This is a genomic window from Actinocatenispora rupis, assembly GCF_016861975.1.
Taxonomy (GTDB): domain Bacteria; phylum Actinomycetota; class Actinomycetes; order Mycobacteriales; family Micromonosporaceae; genus Actinocatenispora; species Actinocatenispora rupis.
This window is the reverse complement of sequence record NZ_BOMB01000004.1, coordinates 68,602-88,488: the sequence shown is the minus strand read 5'-3', so window position 1 is coordinate 88,488 and position 19,887 is coordinate 68,602. Positions and strand designations below refer to the sequence as shown.

Below are 19,887 nucleotides of genomic sequence, written 5' to 3'. Positions count from 1 at the left end.
GCACCGCCCGACTCCGCGCCGCGCAGGGCAGAGCAGGTCAGCGCCGAGCCGCTCAGGGCCGCCGCTCCTGCTCCACCAGTAGATGCAGCGGTACGAGCCCGGCCAGCTCCGCGAACGTGGACACCTCGGCCACCCGCCGCCCGTGGTGCGTCACCCGGTACCGTTCCGCGCTCGCCGGCCCGTCGCCGTCCGGCGGTACCGCCTCGACCAGCCAGTCCCCGTTGATACTGCGCCACACGGCGCCGCTCGCCTCCCCCATCACGACCCCCGTCGCCGATCCGCGGAGCCGATGATCATCGATCGGTACCGCCGGGCGGAAGGGCCCGGCGCGCTCGGGCACCCGTGCGGGTGATCGCGCGACCCGCACGGGTGACGGCAGTGCCGGAAACTCAGTTTCCGAGCTGGTGCTAGGTTGGAAACGTGGATTCCGGATTTCCGTTCGACCTGGCCGGGCTGCGCGCCGCGCTCCAGACGAAGCTCCCCGCCCTGCGTCCCAGCGACGCCGCCGTCGTACGGCTCGCGCTGGAGGAGCCGGCCCTCATGCTCGGCGCGACCACGGCCGAGGTGGCGGAGCGCGCCGGCGTCTCCCCGGCCACCGTCGTACGGGCGTCGCGGGCCGTCGGCTTCGACGGGTTCAGCGAGTTCAAGATGGCCATCGCCCGCGCGTCGGGCGGCTCGGGCGTGTTCATGCCGCCGCCGCGGCTGACCGAGGCGGCGGGCATGACGGAGCTGGCGGAGACCGTACTGCAGAGCCACGCGGCCAGCGTCGGCGCGATCCGCGGAACGCTCGACACCGCCGCCCTGGGCCGTGCCGTACGGCTGCTGGACCGGGCCGGTCGCGTCCTCGTCGCCGGCTCCGGTACGTCCGCGGCGGTGGCGCTGGACGCGGCGTTCCGGTTCACCTCGATCGGGCTGATGGTGCAGTCGCCGACCGACCACGTGTCGGCGCTGGTCGTCGCGCGCCTGCTGACCGACCACGACGTCCTCGTCGCGGTCAGCCACACCGGCGTCACGCCGCAGACCCTGCGCATCGTCGACGCCGCCCGTACGGCGGGGGCCGCGGTCGTCGCGGTGACCAGCTTCGTGCACTCGCCGCTGGCGAGGGCGGCGGACGTGGCGCTGGTCGCCGGCGGCGAGGACCTCGGGTTGCAGCTGGCCGCGTCGAGCAGCCGGCTCGCCCACCTGACCGTGGTCGACATGCTGCACGCCGGGGTCGCCCTGGCCGACATGGACCGCACCCGGCGGGCCGAAGAGATCGGGATCGACCTTCCGTCGAGCGCGGAAGAGTTGGGCATCGACCGCCCGTCGGGCGCGGAGTGATGCCGCCCGCCCTCGGCATGGTGCTGGTCGCCGCCGTCCTGCACGCCGTCTGGAACCTCGCGGCCAAGCGCAGCCGCGGCGACTCGTACCTGTTCGTCTGGTGCTACATGCTCGTGTCCGCCGTACTCTGCCTGCCAATCGGGCTGGTGCTGTTGGCCACCGGCTCCGGGCACTGGTCGTGGCGGCTCGTGGTCGGCCCGCTGGTCTCGGCCGTCCTGCACATCGTCTACTCGCTCGTCCTGCAGACCGGGTACGAGCGCGCCGACCTCAGCGTCGTGTACCCCGTCGCGCGCGGCGTCGGGCCACTCGTCACCATGGTCGTCGCCGTCGTCGTACTGGGGGAGCGGCCCGGCCCGACCGCGCTCGCCGGCGGACTGCTGGTCCTCGCCGGCATCACCGTCGTCACCACCGTACGGCGGCAGCGCACCGGGCTCCCGTTCACCGGCGGCCTCGCGTACGGGGCGGCGACCGGCGCGATGATCGCCGCGTACACGCTGTGGGACGACCACTCGGTCACCGGCTGGGGCCTCGCGCCCGTCGTCTACTTCGCCTTCGCCGTCACGATGCAGGCCGCCCTGCTCACCCCCGCCGCGGTACGCCGGCGCGCCGCCCTGCGCGCCGTCGTCACCGGCCACTGGCGCGAGATCGGCACCGTCGCCGTCCTGTCGCCCGCCGCGTACATCCTGGTACTGATCGCGATGCGGACGATGCCGGTGACGATCGTCGCGCCCGCCCGCGAGTCGTCCATCGTGATCGGTTCGCTGCTCGCGTGGCTGCTGTTCCGCGAGGCCCAGCCGGTACGCCGGCTCATCGGTGCGGTCGTCGTCCTCGGCGGCATCACCCTCGTGGCCCTGGCCTGACCACCCGCCGCCGCGGTCACGCTCGCTCGACCACCGTCGTGCTCTTCCGGATGGCGCGGGCGACGCGAGCGGTCAGGGCCGCCGATCGGGGATCGCCGTCGGCGGACCGTACCCGGGCGGTGGTCCGTAACCCGGTGGAGGGCCGTAGCCGGGCGGCGGTCCGTGACCGGGTGGGGGACCGTAACCCGGCGGTGGGCCGTAGCCCGGCGGGGGGCCGTAGGCGGGAGGTGGGCCGTAGGTGGGTGGGGGGCCGTTGGTGGGTGGGGGGCCGTTGGTGGCGCGGCGTCGGCGGCGGCTGACGGCGTAGGCCACGCCCACCGCGGTCGCTGTGACCACGATCATGGCCTCCACCAGGAGTACGACGGTGATCATCGTGCCGTCGGCGGTCTGGGCCGTGTTGCCGAGGGCGCGGACCCGGACGTCGCCGCCCTCGTCGCCGGTGGAGGCGCCGTCGATCGTGCCGGAGTGCGTCCGGCCGTCCTTCGTCTTCCAGGTGCCCCGGCAGATCGTACTGCTGCCGCCGCGGCTCGTCCGGTGCGTCTCGCAGCCGTCGACGTGCGCCACGGTTGTCTCGCCGCCGAAGTACTGGATGGCTTCGAAGACCGTGTATCCGGACCAGACCACGGTCATGAACACGGCCCCGATCATGGCCCCGAGCAGGGGCGGGATCCGTACGCGCGAGGGCATGGGGTCAGGCTAGGCGCCGACCCCAAACCCCGAACGTGTCCGGCTCAGTCGGCGGTGGCGGCGGCGCGGCGCGCGGCCCGGCGGCAGGCGGGTACCAGGATCCCGGTCAGCAGCAACGACACCGGCACGCACACCAGCATCCGGTACCCGGCGGTGCCGGTGGCCGCCCACGCCCACGGCGCCGCCGGCCACAGCGTGTACGCGAGGCTGGAGCCGCCGACCACGAGCGCGCCGAGCAGCCCGACCGCGGCGGCGCCCAGCGTGACGCCGATGCCGAACCGGACGACCAGAAACAGGTGCCAGCACACCAGCATCGCCGCGGTGGTGCCGGCGAGCAGCCCGAACGCCAGCGCCCGCCCCGGCGGCATCCCGGCGAGTACGAGGGCGAGGACGGTGCACGCGACGAGCGCGGCGACGGCGGTACCCAGCAGGGCGAGGAGCGCGGTGGCGAGCCGCGCGGGACCGGCGGGACGTACGGCGAGCGAGCGCCACGCGGGCGCCGTCGCCTGCCACACCAGCACGGGCAGCAGCGCCGCGCCGGCCGGAATCACCGCCAGGCCGACGAACTGTACGGTCGCGTGCGGGTCGGCCCACAGCACCAGCGACGCCAGCACGACCAGTACGGTCGCGGCGAGCAACGGCCCCACCGCGGTACGCCGCAGCGACGTCGCGAGCGCGCGCCCGGTACCGCCGCGCCACGGTCGGCGGCCGGTGGGGACCGTGGCGACGGGCCGGGCCCGCCGTTCCGTGCCGCCGCCGCCGTGCCGGTGGGGCCGCGCCAGCCCGCCGAGCACCGCCAGCGGTACGGCGAGCGCGACGGTCAGCAGTACCGGTGGCCAGGGGGACGCGGTGGCGAGCGGATCGCCTGCCGCCACAGGGATCCCGTTGGCGTGGGTGCCGACGAGCGGCAGTGCCGCGCGGACCGACCAGGACCAGGGTTGGAGCCACCAGAGCCCGCGTTCGGCGGTGAGGGTGCCGGCGATCGCCCACACCAGCCCGAACCCGACCGCGGCGAACAACCCGAACCGTACGGCGAGGTGGTGGGCGACGGTGAGCAGGACGAGCGACGCGCCCCACTGGACGAGCGCCAGCACCGCGACCGTGCCGAGCGGACCGGGGAACGACAGCCCGTCCAGCCACCCGAACGGCAGCGCCGCGACGAGTACGAGGAGCTGGAGCGCGAACGCGTGCACGGCCAGTACGGCGGACTGCGCGAGGTGCGCGCGCAGCGGCGACACCGGGCGCCACCAGGCGCCGCCGCCGCGCGCGGTCCGTTCCCGGCGGCCGAGCAGGCCGGCGAGCAACCCCACCGAGATCGGGCCGAGCCCGGTCACCCACAGGATCTGCCAGTGCGTCAGCGCGGCCCAGTCGTGTCGTACCGAACCGGCCAGGTAGAGCAGGCCCTCGACGCAGGCGGCGGCGAACCCGATGACCGGCAACCGCCCCGCCGTACTCCGGCGCCAGCGCAACCGCTCGGCGCTGATCGCGCCCCACGTGCCGACCTCCGCGCTCACGCGACACCCGCCAGGGTCGCACCGGTCAGCGCGAAGTACGCCCGTTCCAGGTCGCCGTCCGGTGCCAGGCCCGCCAACGGCCCCTGGTACCGCAGCCGCCCGCCGGCGATGACGCCCGCGTCGTCGGCGATCTGCGCCACCTCACCGAGTACGTGGCTGCTGACGACGACGGTGCGCCCGGCCGCCGCGAACCCGCGCAGCAGCCGGCGCAGCGCCACGATGCCCTCCGGATCGAGACCGTTGTGCGGCTCGTCCAGGATCAGCAGCGCCGGATCCGACAGCAGCGCCACTGCCAGCGCCAACCGACCCCGCATCCCGGTACTGAACGTGCGGACCTTCTGCCGCCCCGTACGGTCCAGCCCGACGTCGACGAGCAGCCGGCCGACCCGCTCCCGCGGCAGCCGCAACAGCCGGGCGTGCACCTCCAGGTTCTGCGCCGCCGACAGGTGCTCGTACAGCGCCGGCCCCTCGATGCTCGCGCCGACCGCGGCCAGCGCCGACCGCTGCCACGGCCGGCCGAACAGGTACACGGTGCCCTGGTCCGGTGGCAGCAGACCGAGCAGCATCTTGAGGGTGGTGCTCTTGCCCGCACCGTTCGGGCCGAGCAGCCCGTACACCCGGCCCGGCGCGACGCGCAGGTCGAGTCCGGACACGGCGGGACGGCCGCGGAACAGTTTGGTCAGGCCGACGGTGGCCAGCGTGTACCGCCCGGCATCGGTCGCCGGGTCGTGGGGTTCTGGTGCCATGCCCGGAATCCTCGCCGCCGCACCGGTCGCGGCGCCTCCGGCGACGCCCTGAAACCGCCCCTGACGAACCCGGCCGCGCGTCCGCCGATCGTCGCACCGCCACGTCATCCCCGTTGCGTACGCCGGGGTCGGCTCAGGACCTCTTGGGGCGGCGCTCCAGGTGGAGGATCGTCTCGCCGCCGTGCTCGCGGACCCGGCCGGTCGGGGTGAAACCGGCCCGCCGGTACAACCGCTGCGCCCGCTCGTTGCCCGCTCCGGTCCACAGCTGGAGCCGGCGCCCGCCCGCGCGCGCCGCCACCTCGTCGAGCAGCAGCACCCCGATCCGGCGCCCCCGGTACGCCGGGTCGACGAACACCATCGACACGTGCCACAGATCCGGCAGTACTGGCCCAGCGCCGTCGTCGGCCCGGCCCGGCTCCGCGAGCGCCATCCCCACCACCGCGCCGTCGGCCACGGCGACCACCGGCAACGCCGCCGGATCGGCCAACTTCCGCCGTACCCGGGCGATCCGCTCGGCGTCCGGGACCTTGCCTCGCGCCTCGTTCGCCGCCCGCCACACCCGAAGCGCCGCACCCAGCTCCGCATCGGTGGCCCGCCGCGTCTCCGCCGCCACATCCCCGGTGCGCGTCCCCGGCGCCGCATCCCGGGCGCCAGGCGGATTCCCGCCGGCAGGCGGATTCCTTATGGCAGTGGGCATCTCCGGCGCCGCATCCTCGGCGGCGGGCGGGTTCCCGGTGGCAGTGGGCGGCTCCGACGCCGTGTCCCCGGCGACCGGACGCGGTTCCGGCACCGGAGTCTCGGCGACCGGACGCGGTTCCGGTACGGGATCGGCGGCGACGGCGCGCTTCGCGCGCTGGGTACGGTCGTCGGCGAGCACCTCGGTACGGTCAGCCGCGAGGCCGTCGAGCGTCCGCGCCGCCACGTCCTCCGGGGAGTTCTTGGTCGAGGTGACCCCGCGCGCCATGTCGGTGTCGATGTACCCGCTGTGCACCGCGACGACCAGCGTGCCCTGCGGACGCAGCTCGTCGCGTACGCCCTTGGTCATCGCCCAGGCCGCCGCCTTCGACGCGCTGTACGACCCCATCGCGGGGTTGGTGAACCAGCTCGCGATCGACAGGATGTTGACGAGCGCGCCGCCGCCGTTGCGCGCCAGTACGGGGGCGAAGGCGCGGCACATCGCCAGCGTGCCGAAGTAGTTCACGTCCATCTCGGCGCGCGCCCGCGTCAGGTCCGGCGCGCCGACCAGCGGGGTGTTGGTCAGCACGCCGGCGTTGTTGACCAGGACCGTCACGTCGCCGCAGGTCTCCGCGGCCGCCGACACCTGCGCCGGATCGGTGATGTCGAGCCGCACCGGCACGACGCCCGCGGGCAGGTCCGCGCCGGGATCGCGGACCCCGCCGTACACCCGGGCCGCGCCACGTTCGACGCACATCCGGGCGAGCACCCGGCCCAGCCCCCGGTTCGCGCCTGTCACCAGTACCACCGCGCCGTCGATCCGCACCGCTCGCCTCCCCCACTCGTACGCTGCCACCAGCCTACGCACCACCATCCCTTGGTACGCAAGGGAACCACCGGTCGGTGCCTCGATCGTCGACCTGTGGCCCGGTGGTGTCGCCTGCGGCGCGCGTCGACGGTACGTCCGTCCACTGTGGATTACCGGTCGCGACTCCCGCCGGCGAACGGGTCGGACGGCGCCGTGTCACCAGGGGACGGGGCCGGACTCGGCGAAGAAGCCGCCGGTCGGGCCGTCCGCGCCGAGCGTGGCCAGGCGTACCAGGACGGCGGCGCCCTGGTCGGGGGTGAGCATGCCGTGGTGGTCGTTGATGTCGGTGTCGACGTACCCGGGATCGGCGGCGTTGACGAGGATGCCGTCCTTGCGCAACTCGTTGGCGTACTGGACGGTCAGCGCGTTGAGCGCGGTCTTGGACGGCGAGTACGCGGCGGAGGCGGGCAGGGCGGTGAGCGGTCCGTCCGGGTCGGCGGTGAGCGTGAGCGACGCGGCGCCGCTGCTGACGTTCACGATGCGCGGCGCCGGCGACCGCCGCAGCAGCGGCAGCATCGCGTTGGTCACCACGATCACGCCGAGCACGTTCGTCTCGAAGACGGCGCGGACCATCGCCGGGTCCACGGTGCTCGGCACCTGGTCGTACGCCTCGGCCGGGTTGACGCGGCCGGAGCCGGTGATGCCGGCGTTGTTGACGAGCGCGTCGAGGTGGCCGAAGCGGGTGTCGATCTCGTCGGCGGCGGCGCGGACGGTCGCCGGATCGGTGACGTCGAGCCCGATCGCGTACGCCTCGGCGCCGGTCGCGCGCAGTTCCGCGGCTGCCGTCTCGCCGCGCCGCGGGTCGCGGGCGCCGATCAGTACGGTGTGGCCGGCCGCGGCGAGCAGGCCGGCGGCCGCGCGGCCGATGCCCTTGTTGGCGCCGGTGACGAGGACGATCTGCGTGTCGTTCATGGGTTTCCTTGCCGTCGGTTCGGGTCGTCACCCCCGCAGACGAGTCAGCCGGGTCCGCCGTGACATCGCCGGTGCAGAGAACCTACCGAAGGGGGATGAACGTCGACAGATCCCGACACCCCGTCCTACCCTGGACACCGGATCCGGCCGCCGGCGCACCCGCGCGGGCGTACGGCCCGATCCGTGTGGTGTGCCCGCACACCCGGACCGGCAGGAGGCCCGATGCGCCGCCGTACCCTGCTCACCGCCGCCGGAGCGGCCGCCGCACTCGGCGGACTCGCCGCACCCGGCACCGCGTACGCCGACTACACGACCACCGTGGACCCCGCGACGAGCTGGGGTACCTGGGAAGGGTGGGGCACCTCGCCTGCTGGTGGGGCAAGGCTTTCGGCAACGACGACACCCTCGCCGACGTCATGTTCACCACGAAGTCCGTGGCGTACCAGGGGGCGACGCTGCCCGGGCTGGGTCTGACCATCGTGCGGTACAACGCGGGCGCGTGCACGACCAACACGATCGGCGGCGACGCGATGGTGGTGTCGCCGAACATCTCGCCCACCCGCCAGATCGAGGGCTACTGGCTCGACTGGTACTCCGCCGACCCGTCCTCGGCGTCGTGGAACTGGTACGCGGACAGCGCGCAGCGCAACCTGTTGTGGAAGGCGCGCGACCGCGGCGCGACGCACTTCGAACTGTTCTCGAACTCGCCGATGTGGTGGATGTGTTACAACCACAACCCGTCCGGCAGCGCCGACGGGGTCTCCGACAACCTCCAGTCGTGGAACTACGACCAGCACGCCGTCTACCTCGCCACGATCGCGAAGTACGCGCGCGACCACTGGGGTTTCTCGTTCACGTCGGTGGAGGCGTTCAACGAGCCGATGTCGAACTGGTGGACGGCGACCGGCACCCAGGAGGGGTGCCACGTCGCGGTGTCGACCCAGTCGACCGTACTCGGAAACCTGCGCACCGAACTCGACGCGCGCGGCCTCACCTCGACCGTGGTCGCCGCGTCCGACGAGACGAGCTACGACCTGGCGCGGTCCACGTTCAACGCGCTGAGTACGGCCGCGCGCGGCGTCGTCGGCAAGGTCAACGTGCACGGCTACCAGTACGGCGGGGGCCGGCGCGACCTGCTGTACGACGACGTGCACGCGGCGGGCAAGGTGCTGTGGAACTCCGAGTACGGCGAGTCGGACGCGTCCGGGATGTCGCTGGCCAGCAACCTCAACCTCGACTTCCGTTGGTTGCACCCCACCGCCTGGGTGTACTGGCAGGTCCTGGACGGTGGTGGCTGGGGGCTGATCCAGGCCGACGAGGCGGCGGGCACCACCGGCGCGGTGAACCCGAAGTACCACGTGCTCGCGCAGTACAGCCGGCACATCCGGGCGGGGATGACGATCATCGACGGCGGCGAGTCCAACACCGTCGCCGCGTACGATCCGGCCGCGCACAAGCTCGTCCTCGTGACCGCCAACTACGGCACCGCCCAGTGGATCACGTACGACCTGGGTCGCTTCGCCACGGTGCCCGACGGCGCGATCCCGCGCTGGTGCACCCAGACCAGCGGCGCCGAACTGTACGGCCGGCACGTCGACACGAACGTCTCCGGGCGCCGCTTCTGGAGCTGGTTCCCCGCGAACACCGTGCAGACCTTCGAACTCGACGGCGTGTACCGCTAGCCCGCCGGTACGCAGACGGTCAGCGCCAGCGGGCGCAGTGTCGCGTGCAGCCGCGGTCCCGGGGAGACGACGTCGCCGTCGAGTTCCCGGGCCTGCGGCTGGGTGCTGAGGACCGTCACCTCGCGGCACCGGTACGTCTCCATCCGCGGTGGCCGCGGCGCCCGGCGTACGACGGCGGCGCCGAGCCGGAGCCAGTCGGCGAGCGACCGCGGCGTGACCACGGCGACGTCGAAGGTCCCGTCGTCCGGCTCGGCGTCGGGCAGCAGCGTCAGCCCGCCCTGCAACCGGCCCACGTTCGCGACCAGTACGGAGCGGGCGCGGCGGCGCAGCGGTTCCGCGTCGTCCAGCCGTACCATGACGCGCATCGGGCGGTCCCGCAGCCGGCGCGCGCCGCCCACCAGGTACGCCAGCCAGCCGACCCGCGCCTTCAACGCCTCCGGGGTGGCGTCGAGCATGTGCGCGTCGAACCCCATGCCGGCCATCACGGTGAACACGTCGCCGTCCACGTCGCCCACGTCGATCCGCCGCCGTACGCCGGTGACGGCCAGCCGGGCGGCGGCCGCGATCCCGTTCGGTACGCCCAGGTTCGCGGCGAGCAGGTTGCCGGTGCCGCCGGGCAGTACGCACAACGCCACGTCGGTACCGGCGAGCGCACCGGCGCAGGAACGGACCGTACCGTCGCCGCCGCAGACGAACACGAGGCGCGCACCGTCGCGTACCGCGGCGTCGGCGAGGGTGCCGCCGGGCTCGTCCGGAGTGGTCTCGCGGTAGTCGGGTGCGGGCCGGCCCGCCTCGGCGAGCACCGCCGTCACCTCCGCCCGTACGCGCCGCGCGTCGACCTTGGCGGGGTTGACCACCAGCGCCGACCGCGACGGATCCTCGTCCGCCATGCGCCACAGTCTGCCCCGGGTACGCCCGCGTCGCGCGATACACGGGAGCCGGCGTGTTTGAGCAGTCGCTCAAATCGTGCTACGGTCCCGTCCCAGGACGGCTCCGGGAGGTGGCGCGATGTCGGGCACCCGTACCAAGCTGATGGACGCGACGCTGCGGGTGCTGCGCGACCGCGGCGTCGCGGGCGCCTCCGCGCGGACCATCGCCACCGAGGCCGGGGTGAACCAGGCGCTCGTCTTCTACCACTTCGGCAGCGTCGCGACCCTGCTCGCCGATGCCTGCCGGTACGGCACGGAGGCGCGGGTCTCCGTGTACCGCAAGCGGTTCGCCGCCGTGGCGTCCCTGCCGGAGCTGCTGGCGGTCGGCCGGTCGCTGCACGAGGAGGAACGGCGGCTCGGCAACGTCGCCGTCCTCGCCCAGGTACTCGCCGGCGCGCAGAGCGACCCGGCGCTGCGCCCCGCGGTCGCCGCCGCGCTCGACCTGTGGGTGACGGAACTGGACGCGCTGCTCGACCGGCTGCTGTCCGGCGGACCGCTCGCCGGTGTCACCGACACCCGCGGCCTGGCCCGCGCCGTCGCCGCCGCGTTCATCGGCCTGGAACTTTACGAGGGGGTCGACGGGTCGGCGGCGGGCGACGCGTTCGCCGCGCTGGAACGGATCGCGGTGCTCGCCGAGGTGGTCGAGGACCTCGGCCCGGTCGCCCGCCGCGCCCTGCGCGCCCGCCTCCGCCGCGCCGGCCGCACCGCATGACCCGGCCGCTCGACGCGACCCGGATCGGCGCCGCCGCCGTGGCGCTCGTCTGGTGGTACGAGGGGCTGTGGGACAAGGTGCTCGGTGGCAGCCCGGATCAGCGCGCGATCGTGGCGGCGGTCCCGTGGCTGCCGGCCCGCGCGGTGACCGCGGCGGTGCTCGGCATCGGGCTCGCCGAGGTCGCGCTCGGCGCCTGGGCACTGTCCGGGTGGCGACCGCGCCCCGCCGCGGTCGTACAGACCGGCGCGCTGGTCGCGTTCAACGCCGGTGGGCTGGCGTTCGGCGCGGCGCACGTGCCGGACCCCGCCGGCATGCTCGTCCGCAACGTCGCCTTCCTGGCACTGGTGTGGCTGGTCGCCTTGCGTACCAAGGGATCCGCGGGATGATCGGGGACACCGCGTGGCGGGCGGGGTGGCTCACGGCGGGGCGCGGCGCGCGGCTGCTGTTCGGCCGCACGTACGAGGATCCGGCGGTGGAGCTGGCCGCGTTCGGGGCGCCGTGCCGGGTGCTCGCGGTCGCGTCGGCCGGCGACACCGCCGCCGCGCTCGCCGCCGCCGGCCACCGCGTCACCGCGATCGACATCAACCCCGTCCAGCTCCGGTACGCGGAGCGCCGGCTCGCCGGTGCCGCGCCCCGCGACGGCCAGGCCGAGCGGCTGCTTGCCGCCGGCCGTACCGTGCTGCGCACGCTCGCGCCGGAGTGGCGGCCGGCCCGGCTGGCCCCGTTCCTGCGGTTGCGCGACCCGGACCGGCAGGTGGCCTGGTGGGACGGGAGGCTCGACGGCACGGCGCTGCGGCTGGCGCTGCGCCCGCTCCGGCTCGCCGCCCCCGTGGTACGCCCGGCGCTGGCCGCCGCGCTGCCGCCGCGGTTCGACGACGTACTGCGGGACCGGTTGCGGGACACCCTTTCCCGGCATCCGAACGCGGACAACACCTGGCTCCGCCGGCTGCTGCTCGGCCCGGGCACGGCGCCGCTCATCGCGCCGGTGGACCGGTTCGTACCGGGCGATCTGGTGGCACATCTCGCGGCCGGGCCGCCCGACCGGTACGACGCGGTCGCGCTGTCCAACATCGCCGACGGGGCCGGTGTCCACTTCGGACAGCGGCTCGCGGACGCGCTGCGGCACGGCGTACGCCGCGGTGGCCGGGTCGTCCTGCGCAGCTTCGGCACGACGGTGCCGCTGCCCGCCGACCTCGGCTGGCGCGACGTCACCGGATCCGAACGGTGCCCGCTGTGGGGCGTCGTGTCCGTGGGGGAGGTGCGGTGATCGAACGGCTGCGGCGCCACCCGGTGCCGATGCGTACCCGCTTCGAGCACTCGCTCGTCCTCGTGTACGCGCTGCCCGCGGCGACGCTGGAACCGTTGCTGCCCAACGGACTCCGGCTCGACGAGTACGGTGGGCGCGGGTTCGTGGCGGTGGGGGTGGTGGCCACCCGGCGGCTGCGCCCGGCGTACCTGCCGGCCCGGGCGGGCATCGACGCGGTGCTCACCGGGTACCGGATCCTGGCGCGGTTCGCGACGCCGAGCGGGCGCGTCCGGCGCGGCCTGTTCGTGCTGCGCAGCGACACCGACCGGCGGCTGCTGCGGACCGCCGGCAACGCGCTCACCCGCTACCGGTACCAACCGGCACGGATCCGTTACGTCGCCGACGATGCGACCCTGCGGTACGACGTGTCCACAGTGGATGGTGCGGCGGATCTCGCGGTGTCCGCGGACATCCGCGAAGCGGCCGGGCTGCCCGCGGGCTCGCCGTTCCCGACGATGGCCGCGGCGCGCCGGTTCGCCGGGCCGCTGCCGTACACGTTCGACCACGAGCCGCGGACGGGGTCGATCGTCGTCGTCAAGGCGTACCGGTCGGCGTGGACGCCGCGGCCGGTCGAGGTCTCGGTGACCCGGCTCGGGTTCCTGGCGCGCGGACCGTTCGCGGGCACGGATCCGGTGCTGGCCAACGCTTTCCACGTCGCGGACCTCGATTACGGCTGGCACCGCGGCCAGGCGTACGCGCCGGACGGGAGCCCGCGGTGAGCACCGCCGGGGTACGCCGCGTCGTCGCGTTCAACTGGCCCAAGTACGCCGGGGCGGCGGCGCTCGCCGTCGGCGCCGCCGCGTTCTCGGGCCGGCTGCCGGCGCTGCCGCGCCGCGCCGTCCGCGCCGGCGCCGCCCTCGGTGCCGCCTGGACGGCGACCAGCCTCGCCGCGAGCTGGTGGGTCTACGACCGTTCCTCGCTGTACGACGGGGAATGGCTGCGCCCGCTGCTGCCCGCGCGCACCCACCGGTACGCGGTGGTCACGACCGGGCTGGATGAGGCGAGCGCCGTGCTCGGCAACGTCCTGCCGACCCCGCCCACCCTCGTACTGGACTGCTTCGGCGACACGGCCACCGGCTCCATCCGCCGCGCACACACCGCCGACGCCGGCTGGCCCTGCCACCACGACGCCCTCCCGGTACGCGCCGGTGCGCTCGACGCGGTCGTCACCGTGCTCGCCGCACACGAGCTGCGCCGGCCCGCGCAGCGCGCGGCGCTGTTCGCCGAGGCGTACCGGGTGCTGAGGCCGGGTGGGCGGTTGGTCGTGGTGGAACACCCGCGCAACGCCGCCACGATCGCCGCGTTCGGGCCGGGCGCCTGGCACTTCTTCCCGCGGCGGGACTGGTTGCGGCACAGCGGATCCGCCGGTCTGGCCCTGGTCGCCGAACGCGCGCTGACCCCGTTCGTCCGCGGCTGGGCGTTCCGCCGGTGATCGCCGTCCAGCTCCGCCTCGTCGGCGCGGTCCTCCTCCTGCTCGGCGTCGCGCACACCGTCCTGCCGTACGGCCTGGGCTGGCTGCGCGAGTTCACCGCGCTCACCCCGCTGACCCGGCGCATCATGCACGTGCACACCGGGTTCATCGGCCTCGCCTGCGTACTCGGTGGGTTGCCGCCGCTGCTGCTCACCGGGGACCTGCTCGCCGGCGGCCGGCTCGCCGCGGCACTGTTGGCCGGCGAGTGCGTGTTCTGGGGCGCGCGTTGGCTGTGCCAGTTCGCCGCGTTCCCGCCGTCCACCTGGCGCGGCTCGCCGGTGCGTACCGCGGGGCACGTCGGGTTCGCACTGCTGTGGACCTGGATCGCCGCCGTCTTCGGCACCGCCCTCGTCCAGGCCACCTGACCCGCGGCATACTGCCGGGATGGGAAGGGAACCCCCGAAACGCCACTGGCGCAACGTTTCCGAGCTGCACCCGCCGGGCTCGACCTGCGACGGGCGGGTCCGCACGTTCGTCCGCCGGCGAAACCCGCCGGACTCGGAGTTCCACGAGCGGTGCATCGGGTTCGCCTGGTGCGCACTGTGCCGCGAGTACGTCGGCACGATGGTGTACGTGTCGCGCCGGGAGGTGCTCGACGACCCGTTCGCCGACCTCGATCCCGAGGAACGGCGCCTCCTGTACGCCAGCGAGCAGCGCCTCATCAGCCGCCTCGACCAGCTGCCCGAGCGACCGCCGCAGCGTACCCGGAGAGGTCGGCGCTGATGCTTGTGCCGCAACGGATCCGCGCCGGCGCCACGTCGCAGCGCCGGCGCGGGGGCGTCACTTCGACGGTTGCGGCACGGTGCACTTCAGTTTCGGGTTGATGCCGAGGTAGTTCAGCGGGCCGGCGATGACGGTGACGATGGTGTTGCCGGCCTTCGCGCAGTTCGTCTCGGAAGTACTGAAGTAGCCGCGCTGCGCGGCCGCGATCACACCGACCAGCAGCCACAGCACGACGACCACGATCCCGACACGTCCGATCCGCATGGGTCCTCCCAGTGTCCGCCCGCGGTGCGCGGAGTCGGCGCGCCTGCGGGTCGAGAGCGCGGCACCGGGTACGCCTGGCCAGGGGCGTTCCAGTACCGCGTGGCTGTCCGGCTGATACCCCGAAAGGCCGCGGCACAAACGACATCCGGGCACGGACCGCCCCGCCCGCACCACGGCGACCGCAAGTCGGTTGCGGTACCGCGAACGGCAGGGAAGGGTGGCGGGGTGCCGATGCATGACGACGAACTCACCGTGCCACCCGAGACGGTGCGCGCGCTGATCGCCGACCAGTTCCCGGAATGGCGCGACCATTCCGTACGCCGGGTCGGGGCGCACGGGACCGTGAACGCCATCTACCGGATCGGCGACGGGCTGGCGGCCCGGTTCCCGCTGCGCGCCGGCGACGCCGACGAGACGCGTACCTGGCTGGCGGCCGAGGCGGCGGCAACCCGGGAACTGTTGGGGCGCACCAGATTCCGCACACCCGAGCCCGTCGCGCTCGGCGAGCCGGGCCACGGGTACCCGCTGCCCTGGTCGGTGCAGACCTGGGTGCCCGGCGTGGTCGCCACCGACGACGACCCGGGTGACTCGGTGCCGTTCGCGCGCGACCTCGCCGAGTTCGTCGCCGGCGTACGCGGGATCGACACCGCCGGCCGCACCTTCCGCGGTACGGGACGCGGCGGTGACCTCCGCGCGCACGACGAGTGGCTGGAGACGTGCTTCCGGCGCAGCGAGCGGCTTCTCGACGTACCGGAACTGCGACGGTTGTGGGCCGAGCTACGGGATCTGCCCCGCGACGGCCGGCCCGACGTGATGAACCACGGCGACCTGATCCCCGGCAACGTACTCGTCGCCGACGGCTGCCTCGCCGGCGTACTCGACGCGGGCGGGCTAGGCCCGGCCGACCCGGCGCTCGACCTCGTCGCCGCCTGGCACCTGCTGGAAGCCGTGCCACGGCAGGCATTCCGGGCCGCGCTCGGCTGCGACGACCTCGACTGGGAACGCGGCCGTGCCTGGGCCTTCCAGCAGTCCATGGGCCTCGTCTGGTACTACCTCGACAGCAACCCGCCGATGTGCCAGCTGGGCCGCCGTACGCTGGCCCGCATCGTCGCCGCCTGACCGGCGGTCTCTTGGCGCGATCCCGGGTGTGGAGCGTACGTCCGGGTCCGGTGGGTGGGTGACCGCATGGCAGGCAGGATCTGCCGGTCGTGGGCGGACGGCGCGCTGCGGCCGGACCTCGGCGTCGGCGACCTCACCGCTGTCGTCGGCAGACAGCGGCGGCGCGGCGGGTCTCGCTCGGGGGCCGGCGTCGCCTGATGGGCGCCGGTTGGTCGGCGCCTGGTCGCTGCCGGCTGATCGCCGTCGGCCGGGTGCGGCATGGTGCGTGGCTGGCGGGCCGGTGGTGTGTGGCTGGTGGGCGGTGGTGTGTGGCTGGTGGGTCGCCGTGGTCAGTTGGTTTTCCCAACTGTTCAATTGTTCACTTGTTCAACAATGACACAGTTGAACAGTGTGGCTCGCAGTTGATCAGCGTTTACCACATGTACACGCTCGCCGGGCTGTAGCCCAAGGCCGGCGCCATACCCGCAGACCGCGATCGGTCAGCCGCAGCAGCATGTGCGCCGGGGCCGTACTCCGAGCAAGGCTGCCGCCGACCGTCGGTACTGCGGCCGGTCGAGTTCCGGAGTCAGCGTGGTGAGCCGGATCGCGGCCGGTCGGGGCAGCCGCAGGTGGCGCGGGTGATCAGCGGAGCGGTGAGTGGCGTGTCGTCGGCCTCGCCGGTGAGCAGCTGATCCACTGCCCGGTCCGCCATCGCGGTCAGCGGTTGCGCGGTCACCGTCAACGCCGGTGCCGTGTACGCGGTGTCCGGCGCGCCGTCGAGGCTCACCACCGCCAGCCGTCCCGGTACGGCGACGCCGGCTCGGCATGCGCCGGCGAGTACGCCGATGGCTTGTTCGTCGGTGGCGACGACGAGCGCGGACGGCAGCGTGTCGGTGGCGGCGAGGCGTTCGGTCAGGTCGGCGGCGTCGGCGCGGGAGTACGTGCAGCGCAGCAGGGTGCCGGGGGTGGCGCGGGCCCAGGCGCGGCGTCGTACGCCGACGGGGCCGGCGTCGGTGGGGCCGGACAGGAAGTCGATCCGCTCGTGCCCGTGTCCGCGGAGGTGGTCGACGGCGGCGCGGACCGCGGCGGCGTTGTCGGCCGGTACGAGCGGGCCGTGCGCGGTACGCGGCCGGTGGTGGACGTGGACGGCGCGGGTGCCGTGCGCCTCGGCTTCGGCGGCGACGTCGGCGCCGCCTTCGGCGGAGACCACGACGAGCCCGTCGACCTGCGCGGCGAGGAACCGTTCGGCGAGGCGTTTCTGCCGGGCGGGGGAGTGGCCAGCGTTGCCGACGAGGGTGAGGGTGTCGCGGTCGGCGAGGGCGCGTTCGATCTCGCGGGCGAGCGCCGCGAAGTACGGGTTGGACGCGTCGGCGAGGATCAGCCCGGCCACCCCGGTACGGCGGGCGCGCAGGGCGCGGGCGATGCGGTTGGGCCGGTAGCGCAGGTCGGCGGCGGCGGCGAGGACGCGTTCGCGGGTGGCGACGGCCACCGGTCGGGGGCCGTCGTTCATGACGTAGCTGACCACGGCGGTGGAGGTGCCGGCGCGGCGGGCCACGTCCGCCATGGTGGCCGTCCGACGGGTCGTCACGGCTTGCATTCTGCCATCTAAACGTTTAGACATGGGAACCGAACCGTACGAGGGAGGTCGGGTGTGACCGCGCTGCCGCTGCTCGTCGACACCGACACCGGGTCCGACGACGCCGTCGCCCTGCTGCTCGCCGCCGCCAGCGGGCTCGGCGACCTCGACGCCGTCACCACCGTCGCCGGCAACGTGCCGCTCGCCACCGCCACCCGCAACGCGCTCATCGCGCTGGAGGTCGCCGGCCGCCCGGACGTACCGGTGCATGCCGGGTGTGCGGGTCCGGTGGCGCGGCCGCTGACGACCGCGCAGCAGGTGCACGGCGCCGACGGCATGGGCGACACCGACCTGCCCGATCCCGTACGCGGGCCCGAGCCCGGTCACGCGATCGACGTGCTGCTGACCCGCCCGCGGCAGCGGGACCTGACGCTCGTCACCCTCGGCCCGCTCACCAACGTCGCCGCCGCGCTGCTCCGCGACCCCGCCCTGCTCACCCGGTACCGGCACGTCTACTGCATGGCGGGCGCCGCCGACGCGCACGGGAACGTCTCGGCGACCGCCGAGTACAACGTGTGGGCGGATCCGGAGGCGGCGCGGATCGTGGCGCGGGCGGCGAGCCCGGACAGCGTCACCTGGATCGGGTGGGACGTCTCCCGCCGCGACGCCGTGATGACCCCCGACGACCAGGCGCGACTCGTCGCGATCGACACGCCGATGGCCCGCTTCGCCCACCGCATCAACCGATCCGTGGCCGACTGGGCGCGCGACGTCACCGGCCTCCCCGGGTACGACCTGCCCGACCCGCTCGCGATGGCCGTGGCGCTGCGGCCCGACCTCGTCACCGTACGAGAGCGGGCGTACGTGGACGTCGCGGTCGGCGCCGAGACGCGCGGGCAGCTCATCGTCGACCGCCGCGCCGGCGCCCCCGCACCCACCCTCACACTGGTCCGGCGCGTCGACGGCGCCGCGTTCAAGGACCTGCTGTTCCGTACCGTGGCCGGCGGTGTGCCGGCTGCCTCGCCCTGACGCCGGAGCCGCCGATGCGCCACGAACTGCACTGTCACCTCGACGCCTCGGTACGCCCGGGCACCGTCGCCGACCTCGCCCGCGCGCAGGGCGTCACCCCGGACCGGCCGGTCGAACAGCTCGTCGTCGCGCCACCCGGCTGCGGCAGCCTCACCCGGTTCCTCACGTACCTGGAACTGCCGTTGCGGGTGCTCCAGACACCCGACGCGCTCACCCGCGCCGCCCGCGAACTCGTCGAGGACTGGCACGCCGACGGCGTCACGTACGGGGAGGTGCGGTTCGCGCCGCAACTGCACGGCCGGCAGGGCATGACGCTCGACGGGGCCGTCGAGGCGGTCGCCGCCGGGCTCGCCCAGGGCCGCGCCGCCACCGGCGTACGCACCGGGCTGCTGCTGTGCTGCCTACGGCACCAGACACCGGACGACAGCCTCGCCGTCGCCGACACCGCCGTACGCCACCGCGACACGGTCGCCGGCCTCGACCTTGCCGGCGACGAGACCCGGTACGGCGCCGCCCCGCACCGCGCCGCGTTCGACCTCGCATACGCCGCCGGACTCCCGTGCACCGTGCACGCCGGCGAAGCCGCCGGACCGGCCAGCATGTGGGAGGCGCTGGACGTGCTCGGGGCCCGCCGGATCGGGCACGGCGTGCGCTGCGTCGGCGACCCCGCCCTGCTCGACCGGCTGCGTGCCGACCGGATCGCCCTCGAACTCTGCCCGACCAGCAACGTACGGACCGGCGCCGTGCCCGACCTCGCCACGTACCCGGCCGCACGGCTGCTCGCCGCCGGCCTCGCCATCACCGTCAGCACCGACGCCCGCACCACCGTGGCCACCACCCTCACCCGCGAGTACGCCGCACTCCGGACCACCGCCGGCTGGACCCCGGCGTACGAGGAGATCGCGGACGGGCATGCGGCGCGCGCGGCGTTCGCCCCCTGACGCATCGGCGCGACCTTCGTGCGGCGCGGGCGGTTGGGCCGGATCCGCGTCGTGGCGCCGGTTGGGCCCGGATCCGTACGAACCACTCGCCACTGGTGAGGGGTGGCCGCCCGGGTGTTGTCGCTTGGCTGCCCGGAATGGTCGCTATGAAGCGAAACTGCAATCGATTGTTCAATTGTTCAACTGTCTCCTTGTCCAACAATGCGACAGTTGAACAATCGATTGCGACCAGATCATGATCTTGAACGATCGGCTCACGTGTGCCGGGTGCGGCGCCGAGTACCGTCCACTGTGGACTGTCGCCAGTCGCACCGCTGGCGTACCGACAGGGCCGTCGGCCGAACCGCTGCCAGGGGTCGCGTCAGTACCGCCCGATGGCGGCGTCAGGAAACCGTCAGCGCCGGGCCGCTGGCGTACCCACGGCCCTACGTCGAGGCCCGACGGGGACGAAAACCCCGACGTGGACGACGTAGCAAGCGCCCCCCTGTACGTGCCCGTTCGGTACGTCCGTGGCTGCGCGGTGATCCGGCTGTGTCGTACCCCGCCCGGGGCGCTGACCGCGGTCGGCCCCACC

General features: G+C 74.2%; 23 protein-coding genes. 14 read left to right on the top strand and 9 right to left on the bottom strand.

The genetic code is table 11. The annotated features are described in order from the left end of the window. Nucleotides 1-52 precede the first annotated feature (52 nt). Nucleotides 53-259: a hypothetical protein gene (locus Aru02nite_RS04205; protein WP_203655024.1), complete on the bottom strand. Its 207-nt coding sequence runs from the start codon at nucleotides 257-259 to the stop codon at nucleotides 53-55. Nucleotides 260-420: 161 nt separating this feature from the next. Here Aru02nite_RS04205 and Aru02nite_RS04200 point away from each other — a divergent pair, with 161 nt between their 5' ends. Further along, complete coding sequence (locus Aru02nite_RS04200) at nucleotides 421-1,320, top strand: MurR/RpiR family transcriptional regulator (RefSeq protein ID WP_203655023.1); 900 nt, start codon at nucleotides 421-423, stop codon at nucleotides 1,318-1,320. Further along, on the top strand, nucleotides 1,320-2,180 hold the full coding sequence (locus tag Aru02nite_RS04195) for an EamA family transporter (RefSeq protein ID WP_239076392.1): 861 nt from the start codon (nucleotides 1,320-1,322) through the stop codon (nucleotides 2,178-2,180). Before Aru02nite_RS04200 ends, Aru02nite_RS04195 begins: the two co-directional genes overlap by 1 nt. Before the next feature lie 72 nt (nucleotides 2,181-2,252). On the opposite strand, the gene Aru02nite_RS04190 is transcribed toward Aru02nite_RS04195, so the two are convergent. From Aru02nite_RS04190 to Aru02nite_RS04170, 5 genes are all read right to left on the bottom strand, one after another. Beyond that, complete coding sequence (locus Aru02nite_RS04190; RefSeq protein WP_203655021.1) at nucleotides 2,253-2,867, bottom strand: hypothetical protein; 615 nt, start codon at nucleotides 2,865-2,867, stop codon at nucleotides 2,253-2,255. Between the two features lie 44 nt (nucleotides 2,868-2,911). Next, a complete protein-coding gene (locus Aru02nite_RS04185; RefSeq protein WP_203655020.1) occupies nucleotides 2,912-4,381 on the bottom strand; it encodes a hypothetical protein in 1,470 nt (489 codons plus the stop codon). Then, on the bottom strand, nucleotides 4,378-5,127 hold the full coding sequence (locus tag Aru02nite_RS04180; protein ID WP_203655019.1) for an ABC transporter ATP-binding protein: 750 nt from the start codon (nucleotides 5,125-5,127) through the stop codon (nucleotides 4,378-4,380). The genes Aru02nite_RS04185 and Aru02nite_RS04180 overlap by 4 nt, the downstream gene beginning before the upstream one ends. Before the next feature lie 133 nt (nucleotides 5,128-5,260). After that, complete coding sequence (locus tag Aru02nite_RS37125; protein ID WP_203655018.1) at nucleotides 5,261-6,628, bottom strand: SDR family oxidoreductase; 1,368 nt, start codon at nucleotides 6,626-6,628, stop codon at nucleotides 5,261-5,263. Between the two features lie 198 nt (nucleotides 6,629-6,826). Then, entirely contained in the window at nucleotides 6,827-7,582 is a 756-nt protein-coding gene (locus Aru02nite_RS04170) for an SDR family oxidoreductase (RefSeq protein WP_203655017.1), read from the bottom strand. 353 nt (nucleotides 7,583-7,935) lie between these two features. On the opposite strand from Aru02nite_RS04170, the gene Aru02nite_RS04165 reads away from it, so the two are divergent. Next, nucleotides 7,936-9,264 (top strand): glycoside hydrolase, encoded by a 1,329-nt coding sequence (locus tag Aru02nite_RS04165; protein WP_203655015.1) that lies wholly within the window; start codon nucleotides 7,936-7,938, stop codon nucleotides 9,262-9,264. On the opposite strand, the gene Aru02nite_RS04160 is transcribed toward Aru02nite_RS04165, so the two are convergent. Beyond that, the gene (locus Aru02nite_RS04160) at nucleotides 9,261-10,154 is read right to left on the bottom strand and encodes a diacylglycerol/lipid kinase family protein (RefSeq protein WP_203655014.1); all 894 of its coding nucleotides are present in this window, start codon (nucleotides 10,152-10,154) and stop codon (nucleotides 9,261-9,263) included. The two genes, Aru02nite_RS04165 and Aru02nite_RS04160, sit on opposite strands and share 4 nt — an antisense overlap. Before the next feature lie 118 nt (nucleotides 10,155-10,272). Between Aru02nite_RS04160 and Aru02nite_RS04155 the strand changes: the two genes are divergently transcribed. The 7 genes from Aru02nite_RS04155 to Aru02nite_RS04125 are packed head-to-tail and all read left to right on the top strand — an operon-like array spanning nucleotide 10,273 to nucleotide 14,405. Then, the gene (locus tag Aru02nite_RS04155) at nucleotides 10,273-10,905 is read left to right on the top strand and encodes a TetR/AcrR family transcriptional regulator (protein ID WP_203655013.1); all 633 of its coding nucleotides are present in this window, start codon (nucleotides 10,273-10,275) and stop codon (nucleotides 10,903-10,905) included. After that, nucleotides 10,902-11,291: a DoxX-like family protein gene (locus Aru02nite_RS04150; protein ID WP_203655012.1), complete on the top strand. Its 390-nt coding sequence runs from the start codon at nucleotides 10,902-10,904 to the stop codon at nucleotides 11,289-11,291. Before Aru02nite_RS04155 ends, Aru02nite_RS04150 begins: the two co-directional genes overlap by 4 nt. After that, nucleotides 11,288-12,172 carry a DUF3419 family protein gene (locus Aru02nite_RS04145; protein ID WP_203655011.1) on the top strand — a complete coding sequence of 295 codons (885 nt, stop codon included), beginning with the start codon at nucleotides 11,288-11,290 and terminating at the stop codon, nucleotides 12,170-12,172. Before Aru02nite_RS04150 ends, Aru02nite_RS04145 begins: the two co-directional genes overlap by 4 nt. Then, on the top strand, nucleotides 12,169-12,930 hold the full coding sequence (locus Aru02nite_RS04140) for a DUF2071 domain-containing protein (protein WP_203655010.1): 762 nt from the start codon (nucleotides 12,169-12,171) through the stop codon (nucleotides 12,928-12,930). The genes Aru02nite_RS04145 and Aru02nite_RS04140 overlap by 4 nt, the downstream gene beginning before the upstream one ends. Further along, nucleotides 12,927-13,643, top strand: coding sequence for a methyltransferase domain-containing protein (locus Aru02nite_RS04135; RefSeq protein ID WP_203655009.1), 717 nt, complete (start codon nucleotides 12,927-12,929; stop codon nucleotides 13,641-13,643). The genes Aru02nite_RS04140 and Aru02nite_RS04135 overlap by 4 nt, the downstream gene beginning before the upstream one ends. Beyond that, nucleotides 13,640-14,047, top strand: a complete 408-nt coding sequence (locus Aru02nite_RS04130) for a hypothetical protein (RefSeq protein ID WP_203655008.1) — start codon at nucleotides 13,640-13,642, stop codon at nucleotides 14,045-14,047. Before Aru02nite_RS04135 ends, Aru02nite_RS04130 begins: the two co-directional genes overlap by 4 nt. 19 nt (nucleotides 14,048-14,066) lie before the next feature. Beyond that, a complete protein-coding gene (locus tag Aru02nite_RS04125) occupies nucleotides 14,067-14,405 on the top strand; it encodes a hypothetical protein (RefSeq protein WP_203655006.1) in 339 nt (112 codons plus the stop codon). Nucleotides 14,406-14,462: 57 nt separating this feature from the next. Here Aru02nite_RS04125 and Aru02nite_RS04120 read toward each other — a convergent pair whose 3' ends face one another. Next, the gene (locus Aru02nite_RS04120) at nucleotides 14,463-14,669 is read right to left on the bottom strand and encodes a hypothetical protein (RefSeq protein WP_203655004.1); all 207 of its coding nucleotides are present in this window, start codon (nucleotides 14,667-14,669) and stop codon (nucleotides 14,463-14,465) included. A gap of 231 nt (nucleotides 14,670-14,900) precedes the next feature. Between Aru02nite_RS04120 and Aru02nite_RS04115 the strand changes: the two genes are divergently transcribed. Beyond that, a complete protein-coding gene (locus tag Aru02nite_RS04115; protein WP_203655341.1) occupies nucleotides 14,901-15,788 on the top strand; it encodes an aminoglycoside phosphotransferase family protein in 888 nt (295 codons plus the stop codon). A 66-nt stretch (nucleotides 15,789-15,854) separates the two neighbouring features. Next, entirely contained in the window at nucleotides 15,855-15,986 is a 132-nt protein-coding gene (locus Aru02nite_RS37120; protein ID WP_275408576.1) for a hypothetical protein, read from the top strand. 367 nt (nucleotides 15,987-16,353) lie between these two features. On the opposite strand, the gene Aru02nite_RS04110 is transcribed toward Aru02nite_RS37120, so the two are convergent. Next, nucleotides 16,354-17,355, bottom strand: coding sequence for a LacI family DNA-binding transcriptional regulator (locus Aru02nite_RS04110; protein WP_203655003.1), 1,002 nt, complete (start codon nucleotides 17,353-17,355; stop codon nucleotides 16,354-16,356). 63 nt (nucleotides 17,356-17,418) lie between these two features. Here Aru02nite_RS04110 and Aru02nite_RS04105 point away from each other — a divergent pair, with 63 nt between their 5' ends. Beyond that, nucleotides 17,419-18,372, top strand: a complete 954-nt coding sequence (locus Aru02nite_RS04105) for a nucleoside hydrolase (RefSeq protein WP_203655002.1) — start codon at nucleotides 17,419-17,421, stop codon at nucleotides 18,370-18,372. 14 nt (nucleotides 18,373-18,386) lie between these two features. Beyond that, a complete protein-coding gene (add, locus tag Aru02nite_RS04100; protein WP_203655001.1) occupies nucleotides 18,387-19,313 on the top strand; it encodes an adenosine deaminase in 927 nt (308 codons plus the stop codon). Nucleotides 19,314-19,887 lie beyond the last annotated feature (574 nt).